The 13018-nt window shown below is 68.5% G+C and carries 14 protein-coding genes; 6 read left to right on the top strand and 8 right to left on the bottom strand.

The window, feature by feature from the left end:
• Window positions 1-31: 31 nt before the first annotated feature.
• Window positions 32-298 (top strand): GlsB/YeaQ/YmgE family stress response membrane protein, encoded by a 267-nt coding sequence (locus ACSHWB_RS05765; protein WP_439661049.1) that lies wholly within the window; start codon window positions 32-34, stop codon window positions 296-298.
• A gap of 61 nt (window positions 299-359) precedes the next feature.
• On the opposite strand, the gene ACSHWB_RS05770 is transcribed toward ACSHWB_RS05765, so the two are convergent.
• From ACSHWB_RS05770 to ACSHWB_RS05785, 4 genes are all read right to left on the bottom strand, one after another.
• Complete coding sequence (locus tag ACSHWB_RS05770; protein WP_439661050.1) at window positions 360-1010, bottom strand: response regulator; 651 nt, start codon at window positions 1008-1010, stop codon at window positions 360-362.
• Window positions 1007-2611: a sensor histidine kinase gene (locus ACSHWB_RS05775; protein WP_439661051.1), complete on the bottom strand. Its 1605-nt coding sequence runs from the start codon at window positions 2609-2611 to the stop codon at window positions 1007-1009. The genes ACSHWB_RS05770 and ACSHWB_RS05775 overlap by 4 nt, the downstream gene beginning before the upstream one ends.
• Window positions 2612-2685: 74 nt before the next feature.
• Entirely contained in the window at window positions 2686-3492 is an 807-nt protein-coding gene (locus ACSHWB_RS05780) for an ABC transporter permease (RefSeq protein WP_439661052.1), read from the bottom strand.
• A complete protein-coding gene (locus tag ACSHWB_RS05785; protein ID WP_439661053.1) occupies window positions 3489-4328 on the bottom strand; it encodes an ABC transporter permease in 840 nt (279 codons plus the stop codon). Before ACSHWB_RS05785 ends, ACSHWB_RS05780 begins: the two co-directional genes overlap by 4 nt.
• A 114-nt stretch (window positions 4329-4442) precedes the next feature.
• On the opposite strand from ACSHWB_RS05785, the gene ACSHWB_RS05790 reads away from it, so the two are divergent.
• Together ACSHWB_RS05790 and ACSHWB_RS05795 are read left to right on the top strand one after the other, a co-directional pair.
• Entirely contained in the window at window positions 4443-4982 is a 540-nt protein-coding gene (locus ACSHWB_RS05790) for a TetR/AcrR family transcriptional regulator (protein WP_439661054.1), read from the top strand.
• Entirely contained in the window at window positions 4957-6069 is a 1113-nt protein-coding gene (locus tag ACSHWB_RS05795) for a cytochrome P450 (protein ID WP_439661055.1), read from the top strand. The genes ACSHWB_RS05790 and ACSHWB_RS05795 overlap by 26 nt, the downstream gene beginning before the upstream one ends.
• Here the strand turns inward: ACSHWB_RS05795 and ACSHWB_RS05800 are convergent.
• Complete coding sequence (locus ACSHWB_RS05800) at window positions 6056-7192, bottom strand: polyamine ABC transporter substrate-binding protein (protein ID WP_439661056.1); 1137 nt, start codon at window positions 7190-7192, stop codon at window positions 6056-6058. The genes ACSHWB_RS05795 and ACSHWB_RS05800 overlap by 14 nt on opposite strands.
• Window positions 7185-8324: an ABC transporter ATP-binding protein gene (locus tag ACSHWB_RS05805; protein WP_439661057.1), complete on the bottom strand. Its 1140-nt coding sequence runs from the start codon at window positions 8322-8324 to the stop codon at window positions 7185-7187. Before ACSHWB_RS05805 ends, ACSHWB_RS05800 begins: the two co-directional genes overlap by 8 nt.
• Window positions 8325-8478: 154 nt before the next feature.
• On the opposite strand from ACSHWB_RS05805, the gene ACSHWB_RS05810 reads away from it, so the two are divergent.
• Complete coding sequence (locus ACSHWB_RS05810; RefSeq protein WP_360047324.1) at window positions 8479-8736, top strand: DUF2631 domain-containing protein; 258 nt, start codon at window positions 8479-8481, stop codon at window positions 8734-8736.
• Here ACSHWB_RS05810 and ACSHWB_RS05815 read toward each other — a convergent pair.
• Window positions 8733-9632, bottom strand: a complete 900-nt coding sequence (locus tag ACSHWB_RS05815) for an NADP-dependent oxidoreductase (RefSeq protein WP_439661058.1) — start codon at window positions 9630-9632, stop codon at window positions 8733-8735. The two genes, ACSHWB_RS05810 and ACSHWB_RS05815, sit on opposite strands and share 4 nt — an antisense overlap.
• 103 nt (window positions 9633-9735) lie before the next feature.
• Here ACSHWB_RS05815 and ACSHWB_RS05820 point away from each other — a divergent pair, with 103 nt between their 5' ends.
• Window positions 9736-10098, top strand: coding sequence for a winged helix-turn-helix transcriptional regulator (locus ACSHWB_RS05820; RefSeq protein ID WP_439664528.1), 363 nt, complete (start codon window positions 9736-9738; stop codon window positions 10096-10098).
• Here ACSHWB_RS05820 and ACSHWB_RS05825 read toward each other — a convergent pair.
• Window positions 10088-11650 (bottom strand): serine/threonine-protein kinase, encoded by a 1563-nt coding sequence (locus tag ACSHWB_RS05825; protein WP_439661059.1) that lies wholly within the window; start codon window positions 11648-11650, stop codon window positions 10088-10090. The genes ACSHWB_RS05820 and ACSHWB_RS05825 overlap by 11 nt on opposite strands.
• 136 nt (window positions 11651-11786) lie before the next feature.
• Here ACSHWB_RS05825 and ACSHWB_RS05830 point away from each other — a divergent pair, with 136 nt between their 5' ends.
• Window positions 11787-12983, top strand: coding sequence for a ricin-type beta-trefoil lectin domain protein (locus tag ACSHWB_RS05830; protein WP_439661060.1), 1197 nt, complete (start codon window positions 11787-11789; stop codon window positions 12981-12983).
• Window positions 12984-13018: the final 35 nt, after the last annotated feature.

Raw genomic sequence — 13018 nt, forward strand, 5'->3', positions numbered from 1 at the left:
TCGGCGTCAAGTCGTTGGAAGGAGACTCTCCGTGGGCATCCTCGGATGGATCGTGCTCGGTCTGCTTGCCGGAGCCATTGCCAAGGCCATCATGCCTGGCAAGGACCCGGGCGGAATCATCATCACGATGCTGATCGGCATCGTCGGCGCGATCTTGGGCGGATTCATCGGATCCGCGGTGTTCGGGACCGATCTGGGCTCGTTCTTCGATCTCCGGACCTGGCTGCTGGCCATCGTCGGATCGTTGATCCTGCTGGGCATCTACCGCCTGGTGACGGGTCGACGCAGTCGCGTTTAGGCTCTTCAAACGTTTGAGGCCGTTCGGGTGACACCCGAACGGCCTTTTCGTTCGTGGCAGGTCAGTTCGCGATGCCCGCGTCCCGCGCCAGCAGCGCCGCCTGCACCCGGTTCGTCAGCCCCAGCTTGGCCAGCAACCGCGACACGTACGTCTTCACCGTCGCCTCGGACATGTGCAGCTTCGCCCCGACATCGGCGTTCGACATGCCCTGCCCGAGCAGCGCCAGCACCTCGACCTCGCGGTCGGTCAGCCCCTCGACCGCCTTCTGCGCCTCCTGCCGCTTCGGCTGCCCTGAGGTCGCCACCATGCCAACGACGCGCGAAGTCACCATCGGCGACAGGTACGCCTCACCGTTGTGAACGGCACGCACGGCACGAAGCAGCTCCTCAGGCGCGGAGTCCTTCAAGAGGAACCCAGCAGCACCGTCGGACAACGCGCGCACGATGTTGTCGTCCTCGCCGAACGTCGTCAGCATCACGACCCGCACCGAAGGCGCCACTACCCGCAGCTCCTTGGCGCACGCGAGGCCGTCCATGCGGGGCATGCGGATGTCGAGCACGGCCACGTCGACCCGGCGTTCGCGCACGATCTGCAGCGCCTCGCGGCCGTCGCCCGCCTCCGCCACGAGCTCGATGTCCTCGGCGGTGCCGAGGATGGCCTTGATGCCGGCGCGCATCAGCGGCTCGTCGTCGGCGATGAGCACCCGGATCATTGACCAGTCCTCTGCACGTGGATCTTCTTCTCGACCAGCTTGCCGTCTCGGAAGCAGAAACGCACCACTCGGGTGCCCTTCGCGAGGTACGACTGCTCGTCGGTGATGTGGTAGACGCAGGTGGCGCCGGGCGGTTCCGGCGAGGCCTGCGACCTGCGTTCGCCGTCCGCCACCAGGGGTTCGTCGCCCGCCGGCAGGAGTTTCAGCACGTCCGCCTCCGACTGGCCCTCCTGGATCCGGTCGAGGTTCTCCTGCGAGACGACCTTGGTCACCGGCTGCGCGCCGAGGTAGGTGAAGCCGCCGATGATGGTCGTCAGCACCAGTGACGCGCCCGCGATCGAGCCGATGCCCGCCCACTTGCGGATGCCGCGCGGCGACTCGGTCTCGTCCTGCTCGTCCTCGGGCTCGTCCGGGAGCGGCGTCTCCTCGTACGGCAGCACGGCCGCGATCCGGAAGCCGCCGGACGGCAGCGCGCCGACGTGCAGGATTCCGCCTGCCACGCGGACGCGTTCGGTGAGGCCGATCAGGCCGACGCCCGGCGCCTGGACCGCCGAGCCGTTGCGCGACGGGTTGTTGCGCACCTCCACGACCAGCGCGTCCGGCTCGTACTTCACCGTCACCTGCACGGCGGCGCCCGGCGCGTGCTTGGCGGCGTTGGTCAGGCCTTCCTGTGCGACGCGATAGGCGGCGTGAGAGACACGTGACGGCAACGGGTGTGCCTGCCCGCCGCGCACCAGACTGACCAGAACGCCTGCCTTGCGCGCGTCGCTCACCAACGAGTCGATGGACTCCGCGGTCCGCGTCGCGGGGTCGTCGTCGGGACCGTCCTCCGCGCGCAGCACGCCGATGATCGACCGCAGCTCCCCCATGCCGGTCAACGCCGCCGAGCGCAGCACCCCGATCGCCTCGCGCTGCTTGTCGCCCAGCGACGGGTCCAGGGCCAGGGCGCCGGCGTGCACGGAGATCAGTGACAGCCGGTGGCCGAGGCTGTCGTGCATGTCCTGCGCGATGCGGCTGCGTTCGCGCAGACGGACCTGCCGCGACAGCATCTTGTGCTCGCCGCGCATGCGTTCCTCGCGGTCCTGCATCGCCTGCACCAGCGCCTCGCGCTGCGCCAGGTACCGCCCGACGAGGAACGGCAGCGCCACGCCGACGCCGAAGATCGTGACCAGGATCAGCATCCCGTAGACGGGCTCGATGTCGAGCGGCCGGGCGTCCCAGTCCCACAGCAGCAACACGACGACGAACGTGAGCGCCGTCGACACGACCGCCTTGATCCACGACTCGATCCGGCGGCCGGCCGTGTAGCTCACCAGCACCATCAACGCGGGCCCGCCGAACGGGACGGCCGCGGCGCCGATCATCACCATCGCCGGCAGCACGTGCCGCAACGGCAGCAGCACCAGGTAGACCGCGACGTACCCGACGAGCAGCCACCCCGACGCCTTCGTCTCCGCCCACGGCCCCGGCCACAGGTCGAGCAGGATCGCGCCGACCATCACGAGGATGTCGCCGACGAGCCGCACCGGCGTCAGCGCCCGGAACCGGGCCAGGGTGTCGGCGGCGGCCGCCTCAGCCCTGGTCCGCACAGCAGTAATCACGGTTTCAAGCTACGAGACGTCCCATGTCCGCGCGGCACGCTGGAGTATCGAATCCCTGCGACGAAAGTTGACGCTCACACCAGCTGAGCGGCTGACCCCGACTTGCGAGCACGCCACGAGGCGATCACCACGCCGATGATCAGCAGCAGTGCCGTGGCGGTCACCATCAAAGTCGACAAAGCAACAATCTCCGGCGAGATCCCGCGCTTGGACGCCTGCGCGTAGACGAACACCGGCAACGTCGTCGATCCGACGCCGGTCAGGTACGACGAGATCACCACGTCGTCGAACGACAGCAGGAACGCGAACGCCGCACCGGCCACCACCGCGGGCGCCACCAGCGGCAGCGTCACGGTCCGGAACGCCACGAACGGCGACGCCCCGAGATCGGCCGCGGCCTCCTCCATCCGGACGTCCATTCCGGACACCCGCGACCGCACCACGACGACCACGAAGCTCAGCGAGAACGCCACGTGCGCGAACAGCAACGCCCCGAACCCCAGCGGCACACCCGCGAGCTTCACGAAGAACCCGAGCATCGCCACGCCCATGACAACTTCGGGCACCACCAACGGCAGCGACAGCAACACCGTCCACAACCCGCGACCGGGAAACGCCCGCCGCAGCCCGAACGCCGCCAGCGTCCCGATCACCGTCGAGATCACCGCCGACGCCAGCGCGAGCTGCAGGGTCAGTTGCAGAGAGGCGAAGACGCGCGTGTCGTCGGCCAGCTCCGCGTACCACTGCAGCGAGAACCCGCTGATCCGCGACAACGACCGCGACGAGTTGAACGACGCGATGGCGAGCCACGCGATCGGCGCGTACAAGAACAGGAAGACCAGCGCCACCACAGCGCCGAGCGCCCACGGACGACGGTTCACAGCACGTCCTCCCCACGCCGCCCGCGCAGCACGAGCACGAACACCACCAGCACGAGCAGCAGCACGGCCATCGCCGAACCCAGCGGCCAGTTGTTGCCGCCGCGGAACTGGTCGTCGATCACCGACCCGAACGTCGACTGCTCGACCCCGCCGAGCAGCTTCGGCGTCACGAAGTCACCGGCCGCGGGCACCAGCACCAGCAGCGACCCGGCCAGCACGCCGCTCATCACCCCTGGCAGTACGACGCGGAAGAACGTCGACACGCGCCCGTGCCCGAGGTCGTACGACGCCTCCATCAACCGGACGTCGAACCGCTCGCACGCCACGTACAGCGGCAACACCATGAACGGCAGAAAGCCGTACGTCAGACCGAGAATCACTGCTCCGTGCGTGAGCAGGAATCCACCGTCACGGTCCAGCCCGACCCACCCGAGCACGGTGTTCACGAGCCCTTCGCCGTCCAGCAGCGCCTTCCACGCGTAGATCCGCGCGAGGTAGCTCGACCAGAACGGGATCAGCACCGCCGCGAGCAGTGCCGTCCGATAGCGCCCGCCGTACCGCGCGATGAACCACGCCAGCGGGAACCCGAGCAGCAGGCACGCGAGAGTCGTCGCGCCCGCGTACAGCAGGGTCCGCCCGAAGATCGGCAGGAACGCCGGGTCCAGCGCCGTCAGGTACGCCTGCGTCGTCCACGGCAGCACCGCGCGGGCGACCCCGGTGTGGCGGGTCGCGAAGCTGAACTCGACGACCACGACGAGCGGCGCGATCAGGAAGAACCCCAGCCAGAGCCCGGTGGGGGCGAGGAGGGCGTTGGCCTTCAGCCAGCGTCGAAACACGGAAGCACATCCTGCCAGTGACACTTCTAGAAGACGAAGTTCGTTTGGTGGTCGAAATGGGCTTCGCCGATTTCGACCACCAAGCCGAGTGAACATCCGTGTACCGTTGTGAACATGAGTGTTCACCTGCTGCAGACGGCGACGTCCGTGCTGCTCAAGGACCCGACGGCGTCCCTGAGCGACGTAGCCCGCGCCGCCGGTGTCGGCAGGACCACACTCCACAAGCGCTTCCCGACCCGCGCGGACCTGGTGCGCGCGGTCGCGAACGACGCGCTGGACCTGATCGAGTCCGTCTCGTGCGAGGTCGACTTCGCCGCGGACGACGCGATCGAGGACCTCATGACGCGCCTGGTCGCGCTCGGCCCGCGGGTGGAGTTCCTGCTCCGCTTCCCCGGCCTGGAACGCGACGACGAGCTGCGGACGCGCATCGAGGAGATGGACCGGCCCGTGCTCGACCTGATCACCCGGCTGCAGGGCACCAAGCTGCGCCGCGACCTGCCCGCGTGGTGGATCCTGCACACCCTCTACGCCGGGCTCTTCAACGCCTGGGAAGCGATCAACTACGGCCGTCTCGCGCCGCTGGACGCTCCCCGGTTCGTGCTCACCACGGTGTTCGAGGGGGTAGCAAATGCTGGAGCAACTGACCGGACATGAAGACCCGCATCCGATCTATGAACGGCTACGCGCGCAAGGGCCACTGACGCGCGACAACGGCATGTGGCTGACGACGAGCCATCCGCTGGCCAACAAGATCCTGCGCGACCGCCGGTTCGGCGTCAGGTACGCGGACGGCACCTATCCGGCCAACGGCAGCCTGTTGCCCGAGTCGTTCCTGGAGCTCGACCCGCCCGACCACACGCGGCTGCGCCGGATCGCCACGCCGGCGTTCAGCCCGAAGAAGATCGACGAGTACCGCACGCGCGTCGAGAAGGTCGCGGAGTCGTTGCTGGACGAAGACGAGTTCGACCTGATCACGGACTTCGCGGCGCCGCTGCCGATCTCGGTGATCAGCGACCTGCTGGGCATCCCGGACGCCGACACGGCCGAGTTCGCCGACTACGGCGCGCTCGTCGCCGCCTCGTTCGACTCGGGCGTCACCGCGGAGATGGCCAGCGCCAACGACAAGGTGCTGGACCTGTTCGACCGGCTCATCGCGCAACGTCGCCGAACGCCCGGCGACGACGTGATCAGCTCGCTCGTCGCCGCCGAGGCCGAGCAACGGCTGACCGCGCAGGAGATGCTCGGCACGCTGGTGTTGCTGCTGGTCGCGGGCTTCGAGACCACGGTGAACCTGATCGGCAACGGCACGCGCGCGCTCCTGGACCACCCTGCGCAGTGGAAGCTCTTCAAGGCAAACCCGGAACTCGCGTCCGCGGTGGTCGAGGAGACGCTGCGGTGGGCGCCGCCGGTGCAGCTGACCAGCCGGATCGCGCACGAGCAGGTCGACGGGATCGGCCGGGACGAGATGGTGACGCTGCTGATCGGCGCCGCGAACCGCGATCCCGAGGTCTACCCGGAAGCGCACAAGTTCGACGTGATGCGCGTGCACAAGCCGGAGCACCTCGCGTTCTCCAGCGGCATCCACTACTGCCTGGGCGCGACGCTCGCCCGCATGGAGGGCGAGGTGGCGTTCCGCGCGCTGGCCCGCAGGATGCCGGACCTGCGGCAGACAGGCCCGGTCAGGTTCCGCGACTCCGTGGTGATCCGGGGGATGCGGAACTTCCCCGTCAGCCGGTCTTGACCTTCGTCCAGGCGTCGGCGTAGAGCGCTTCGGCGTCGCCGCCGAGGTCCTTGGTGAACGGGAGCTTCCTCAGCTGTTCCTCCGGCGGGTAGACGACCGGGTCGTTCAGCAGCTCCTTGTCGATCAACGGCTTCGCGGCGGCGTTGGGGCTGCCGTACCGGACGGCGTTGGACAGCGCCGCACCTGCCTCCGCGCCGAGGACGTAGTCGATGAACCGGTGCGCGTTCTCGGCGTGCGGCGCGTCGTTCGGGATGACGAGAAGGTCCACGTAGGACAGCCCGCCCTCGGTGGGGATGGCGTACCCGATGTCGTCGTTGGTCTCGCGCGCCTGGAACGCGTCACCGGAGTAGGACTGCGCGAGCCGCACCTGGCCGGAGGTGAGCGGTTCGATCACGTCCGAGGTGATCTGGCCGAGCTTCTTCTTCAACGACAGCAGGAAGTTCGCCGCGTCGTCGATCTGCCCCGGGTCGGTGGTGTTCGGGTCGTGGCCGAGCTTGAGCAGCCCGATGGCCATGCCGTCGCGGGCCTCGTCGAGGATCGTGCTGCGGCCCTGGGCGTTCGGCAGGTCGTAGGCGTCGAACCCGGTGACGTCGCCGCCGATCTGCGACTTCGAGTACGCCAGACCCGTTGTGCCCCAGGCCCACGGCACGGAGTACTGGTTGCCGGGGTCGTACTCGGCCTCCACGAACCGCGGCTCCAGGTTGCGCAGGTTCGGGATCGCGTCGTGGTCCAGCGGCTGGAGCAGGCCCGACCTCAGGAAGCGGCGCAGGAAGTTGTCGCTCGGCACCACCAGGTCGTAACCGGCCTGACCGGACGCGATCTTGGCTTCCATCTCGTCGTTGGTGGAGAAGTTGTCGTAGGTGACCTCGACGCCGCTGACGGAGGTGAAGCCCGGCAACGTCTCCGGCGCGATGTAGTCGGTCCAGTTGTAGAAGTTGAGCTTGGGCTCGTTCCGGAGGTTCGTCGCCTTGCCTGCACCGCTGGTCCCGCCGGTGTTCGTGGGTGCGGGACCCACCGCGCAGGCGGCGAGCGCGAAGAACGCCATCGAACCCAGCATCGCGCGCCGGGTCACCCGCGGGCTGCCGACGTCCCACAGCCGGGCGATCCGGACCTGCTCAGCCATCCTTCTGCTCCAGCAGCACGGTGAACTCGGGGTCCCAGGCCATCCGCACGGACTGGCCGGGCGCTCCCGCGTCGTCGATGCGCTGGGCGTTCTGCACGAACGCGGTGAGCACGCCACCAGGGGTGTCGACCACGAACTGCGTGGAAACGCCGGTGTAGACGACGTCCTGGACGACGCCCTGGAGCACGCACCAGCCGGTCGGCGGCTCGGCTGTCTCGTTGAACAGGTGCACCTTCTCCGGCCGCACGGTCGCGGCGACCTTGCGGCCGTGACCGACGCTGCCGGAGAGCTTGGCGCGCAGGTTCGTGGCGCCGGGAGCCGTCAGCGCGACGAACTCACCGTCCACACCGGATACCTCGGCGTCGAGGATGTTGGACGTGCCGATGAACCCGGCCACGAACCGGGTCGCGGGACGTTCGTAGACGTCCTCCGGGTAGCCGACCTGTTCGATCTTGCCCGCGTTCATCACGGCGATGCGGTGCGAGAGGACCAGCGCCTCCTCCTGGTCGTGCGTGACGTAGAGGAACGTCGTGCCGACCTCGCGCTGGATGCGCATCAGCTCGATCTGCAGTTCCTTGCGGAGCTTGGCATCGAGTGCGCCGAGCGGTTCGTCCAGCAGAAGCAGCTGCGGACCGGCGGCGAGCGCACGGGCGATGGCGACGCGCTGCTGCTGCCCGCCGGAGAGCTGCGTGGGCCTGCGCTTGGCGAACTGCGACAGCCGCACCAGTTCGAGGTGCTCGCCGACCCGTTTCTTCAGCTCGTCGCCGCGGATCTTCTTGCGCTTGAGGCCGTAGGCGACGTTGTCCCACACCGACATGTGCGGGAACAGCGCGTACGACTGGAAGACGGTGTTGACGTCCCGCCGGTACGGAGGGACGCCCACCATGTCGTTGCCGTCGAGCTCGATGCGGCCCTCGTCGGGGTCGACGAAACCGGCGATCATGCGCAGGACCGTGGTCTTGCCGCAGCCCGACGGGCCGAGCACCGAGAAGAACTCGCCCTCGTGGACGTTGAGCGAGACGCCGTCGACCGCCACCTGGTCGGAGAAGCGCTTGCGCACACCGTGGAGACCGATCTCGACGGGGGCGAACGTGTCCGGGGCAGAGGCCTCGGCGGGAGAGAAGCCGGTCAAGTCGAGGCGCCTTCGCAAGATCGAACGGGTAGGCCTCGACGAGCCTAGACCCGCGCGACCTCGCTCGTCAGTCGTGCGCGCGCGACCTCACACCTCCGTGCTCGCCGTCATGTGCGACGATGACCCCGTAACCGGATGAGCAGTGGAGGAAACCGTGGCTACGTCCTCGGAACTGGACAAGCGTCCTGCCGTCGACCCTCACGAGGAGCCGTCGCACGAGTGGGGCTGGCACGGCACGTTCCCCAAGGGCACCCGCATCGCGGGATGGCTCTCGGCGGGCTTCTGCTTCCTGATGCTGATCGGCAACCACCACGGCAAGACCGAGAACATCTTCCTCATCGCCACCGGCGTCACGATCATCGCGTTCCTGGTGTGGGACACGGCTCGCCGCCGCACGTCCTGGCGCCGCTAGAGCGTCTCGAGCACGATCTTGCCCTGGGTGCGGCCCGTCTCGCCCAGGGCATGTGCTTTTCCGGCGTCTTCCAGGGGGAACGTCGCGTCGACGTGCACCCTGAGCTCGCCCGACTCGACCAGCGCCGCGATCGCCTGCAGGCCGGCGCGGTCGGGTTCGACCAGGATCGGACTGGTCCTGATGTCGCCGCGGATCGGCCTGTCCACTCCGGACGGCACGCCGACGAACAACCCGCCGGGCCGCACCGACGCCGGTGACGAGCCGCCGACGAGATCAACGAACACGTCGACGTCGGTCCCGGCGTAGTCGCCCACCGTGTAGTCGATCACCTCGTCGGCGCCGATCTCCTTCAGGAACGCGTGCTTGGGCTCGCGCGCCGTACCGATGACATACGCACCGCGCGCCTTCGCGATCTGGACCGCGAGGTGGCCGACCCCGCCGGCCGCGGCCGTGACCAGCACCTTCTGCCCCGGCTGCACGTCCGCCGTGTCGACCAGGACCTGCCACGCGGTGAGCGCGGCGAGCGGCAGTGCGGCCGCCTCGACGTGGGTGAGGCTCTTCGGCTTCTTCGCGAAGTGGCGCGACGGCGCGGTGACGTACTCGGCGTAGGCGCTCGCGGCGCGCGGGAACCACGGCATGCCGTAGACCTCGTCGCCAGCCTTGAGGGTCGTGACGCCGAAGCCGACCTCCTCGACCACACCGGACACGTCCCAGCCGTTGATGAACGGCAGCGTCTGCATCCCGGCCATGCCGCTGCCGGCACTGGTCTTCCAGTCGACCGGGTTGACGCCGGCCGCGTGCACCCTGACCAGCACCTCCGTCGGGAGGGGCGACGGCTTCGGCACGTCGGTGAGGGTCAGGGGGCCGCCGAACTCGTTCTGGATGATCGCTCGCATGGCTTCAAGCATGAGAGAGCAGGTCTCTGTTCGCAATCAGGCACTATCTTGTGCACTAGGTACCTGGTAGAAACTAGCCGTGATCAGGGACGTTTATCTCAAGATGTGCCCGTGCCGCGACCTGCTGGACATGGTCGCATCGAAGTGGACGGCGCTGGTGATCGGCGATCTGGAGGACGGACCCAAGCGGTTCGGCGAGCTGAAGCGCCGGCTGGAGGGCGTCAGCCAGAAGATGCTCACGCAGACGTTGCGCACGCTGGAGCGCGATGGGCTCGTCACGCGCACGGTCTACCCCTCGGTGCCGTTGCGCGTCGAGTACGAGCTGACCGAGCTCGGGCGCAGCGTCACCGAGCCGCTGGCCGCGCTGAGGTTGTGGGCGCAGAAGAACTACGAGTCCGTGGCCGAGGCGCGCGAGACGTTCGACAGCTCCGAACCCCTCGGCCTGGAACCCGCTGTCAACCGGTGACGACCCAGCCGTAGGACCACTCGGTCCGGTAGCCCTCGCACTTCGGGTCGAGCGAGTCGAAGTGCGCCTCCTCGTAGATGCAGCGGTACAACGGCATCGCGGGGACGTCGGCCGGCTTCTGGTCGAAGACGTACCCGAGCTCGCCGAGCTTGTCCTGCTTCTCGCAGTCCGCCCACGGCGACGTCATGGGGTCCCCGTTGACCTTGACGCGGCAGGCGTACAGCTTCTTGGTGCCCGGTTCCTGGTTCACCAGCAGCCTGCCGAGGCCGCCGGTGTTCTCGGCCGTGAAGCCCGCGGGAGGCCCGACGCCCGGCACACCGCTGAAGTGGAACGGCGTGCCCTGCTTGATGTACCGGGTGATCGCGACGGTCTGCCGCGGCGGCTTCGGCTGGGTCGTCTGCTGCGGCGGCTGGGCCTGCGCCTGGGTCGACTTCGGCGTGCTCGACGGCGCGGAGCTGGACGCCTGGCTGCTGCTCGGCGCCGCGGAACTGCTGGCGGTGGTCGTGCTGGACGGCGGCGCCGAGGTCGTCGTCGTCGCGCTGATGTTCTGCTGCGCGGCCGCGATTCCCTGCTGCTTTTCCGGCTGGAGCAGGAACACCGCGGTGAGCGCGATCACCACGAGCACGGCCGCGGCACTGGCGAACACACCGATCTTCTTGCGGGACTTGGGTTTCTCGTCCCAGTCCGCGTGCGTCGGCGTGTTCGGCGTGACGTAGCTCGTGACCGGTTCGATGACGACGGTCTGCTCGGACGGCGACAGCGGCTTGACCACGGCGGTGGCGCCGCTGAGCCGTTCCCGCAGCTGGGTCGCCGTGAGCCGGCGGGTGTCGTCCTGGCTCAGCAACGCCATGATCGTGTCGGCGAGCGGGCCCCTGGTCCGTTGCAGGACCGGCTCCTCGTACATGATCGCGTGCATCGTGGCCGCGGTCGTGTCGCGCTGGAACGGGGAACGGCCCTCGACGGCGTGGAACATGGTGGCGCCCAACGCCCACAGGTCGCTCGCCGGGGAAGGTTGCTTGCCAGCGAACAGTTCCGGCGCCATGTAACCGGGCGAACCCATGATGCCGCCGGTCGCCGTCAGCCCCGGATCGTCCATCGCGCGGGCGATGCCGAAGTCGGCGAGCTTCACGCGTCCGTCGGGAAGCACCATGATGTTGCTGGGCTTGACGTCCCGATGCACGATGCCCGCCGCATGCGCCGCTTCCAGCGCGTTGAGCGTCTGCAGGCCGATGTTCGCGACCTCGTCCTCGGTGAGGCTCCTGCGGGTCATGACCTCGGAGAGCGTGGGCGCCTCGACGAGCTCCATGACCAGGTACGTCGCGCCGTGCTCGACGATGACGTCGTAGATGCCGACGACGTTCGGGCTGTTCAAGCGGCCTGCTGTGCGGGCCTCCCGCAGCACCCGCTCGGTCTCGGTCGTCCGCAGCTCCTTGAGCGCGACCTGCCGTCCGATGACCCTGTCCTCGGCGAGCCAGACGACCCCCATGCCGCCCCGGCCCAGCTCTCTGAGCGTCGCGTATCGGCCCGCGACCAGCCTTGTTTCATCCCCCACGACGCCGCATGGTAGCCGCACGACCGGGTCGACCGGTTTCCTGTCCGGTTCTGTCCGCTGACAGTGCGTGCGGGGTTCGCTACCGTTCGAGATGGTCTAGACCGCTTCCCTGTCATCGCGTTGAAGGCGGTCTGTCATGTCTTTTGGCGTGTTGCTCGTGGCGTTGTCCCTGCTCAGTCCGATCGTGGACGACCTGCCGGACGAGTTCCGGCAGCCTTCCCCCGGGTTTTCGGTCCAGTCCGTCGTGTGTGACGGCGACGGGGTGAGCGGCAAGCGCGTTCAGGCCGTGTACGTGCGCGGCGACCAGTCCGCGGACCGGTACTCGCAGCTCGTGGGCCAGTTCCAGACGTTCGCCGACCAGATCGACAACTCGTTCGTCGAGGCGGCCTCACGCCTGGGCGGCGGCGTCCGGCACGTGCGTTTCGTGACGCAGGCCGACTGCCGCGCGAAGGTCGACAACGTTGTCGTGTCTCAGTCGGCGATGTCGTCCCCTTCAGCCGTAGCCGATCAACTGGCCGCGCGTGGCTACAACCGCACTGATCGCAAGTACCTGTTCTGGCACGACTCCGACGGCTGCGGCGTGGCGTGGGGCGCACCGGGCGACGACCGCCCCGGCGCCGACAACGGCTACAACTCAGGACCTTCTTACGCCGCAGTGGGAACGGGCTGCTGGACGTGGCAGGCCAGCGGCCACGAACTGCTGCACACGCTGGGCGCCGTGCAGCGTTCGGCACCGCACTCCTCGGCGTTCGGTCACTGCTGGGACGACCAGGACATCATGTGCTACAACGACGGCGGCGTCCCGAACCCGCCCGGCGGCCTGGTGAACGTCTGCCCCGGTGCCCCCGAGAACCAGCTCGACTGCGGCGGCGACGACTACTTCCACACCAACCCCGCCTCGGGTTCCTACCTGGCGACGCACTGGAACGTGGCGCGCAGCCAGTTCCTGACCTCGTCCGGCTCCGGCGCGATCGTCGGCATAGGCGGAAAGTGCGTCGACGTCAGCAACTCCGGCACCGCGGACGGCACCACGATCCAGCTCTGGGGCTGCAACGGCACCGGCGCCCAGCAGTGGTCACGCGTCGGCGACACGTTGCGCGCCTTGGGGAAGTGCATGGACGTCAACGGATCCGGCGTCGCCGACGGCACGATCGTGCACCTGTGGACGTGCAACGGCAGCGGAGCCCAAGTGTGGTCGCGCGTGGGAAACACCTTGCGCAACCCGCAGTCAGGCAAGTGCCTCGACGCCGCCGGCAACTCCTCCGCTGACGGCACCAGGCTGAACATCTGGACGTGCACGGGAGGCGCGAACCAGAACTGGCAGCTTTCCTGACATCTCGGCCCCAGCTTGTGTCGGAGTGAGGGCGT

Origin of the sequence: Lentzea sp. HUAS TT2 (assembly GCF_051853195.1) — a bacterium.
Lineage (GTDB): Bacteria > Actinomycetota > Actinomycetes > Mycobacteriales > Pseudonocardiaceae > Lentzea.

Bases quoted from the DNA above. Each gene is read 5' to 3' on its own strand.
- ACSHWB_RS05770 (WP_439661050.1), bottom strand. From the start codon at position 1,010: ATGATCCGGGTGCTCATCGCCGACGACGAGCCGCTGATGCGCGCCGGC.
- ACSHWB_RS05790 (WP_439661054.1), top strand. From the start codon at position 4,443: ATGAGTGTTCACCTGCTGCAGACGGCGACGTCCGTGCTGCTCAAGGAC.
- ACSHWB_RS05795 (WP_439661055.1), top strand. From the start codon at position 4,957: ATGCTGGAGCAACTGACCGGACATGAAGACCCGCATCCGATCTATGAA.
- ACSHWB_RS05800 (WP_439661056.1), bottom strand. From the start codon at position 7,192: ATGGCTGAGCAGGTCCGGATCGCCCGGCTGTGGGACGTCGGCAGCCCG.
- ACSHWB_RS05815 (WP_439661058.1), bottom strand. From the start codon at position 9,632: ATGCGAGCGATCATCCAGAACGAGTTCGGCGGCCCCCTGACCCTCACC.
- ACSHWB_RS05820 (WP_439664528.1), top strand. From the start codon at position 9,736: ATGTGCCCGTGCCGCGACCTGCTGGACATGGTCGCATCGAAGTGGACG.
- ACSHWB_RS05830 (WP_439661060.1), top strand. From the start codon at position 11,787: ATGTCTTTTGGCGTGTTGCTCGTGGCGTTGTCCCTGCTCAGTCCGATC.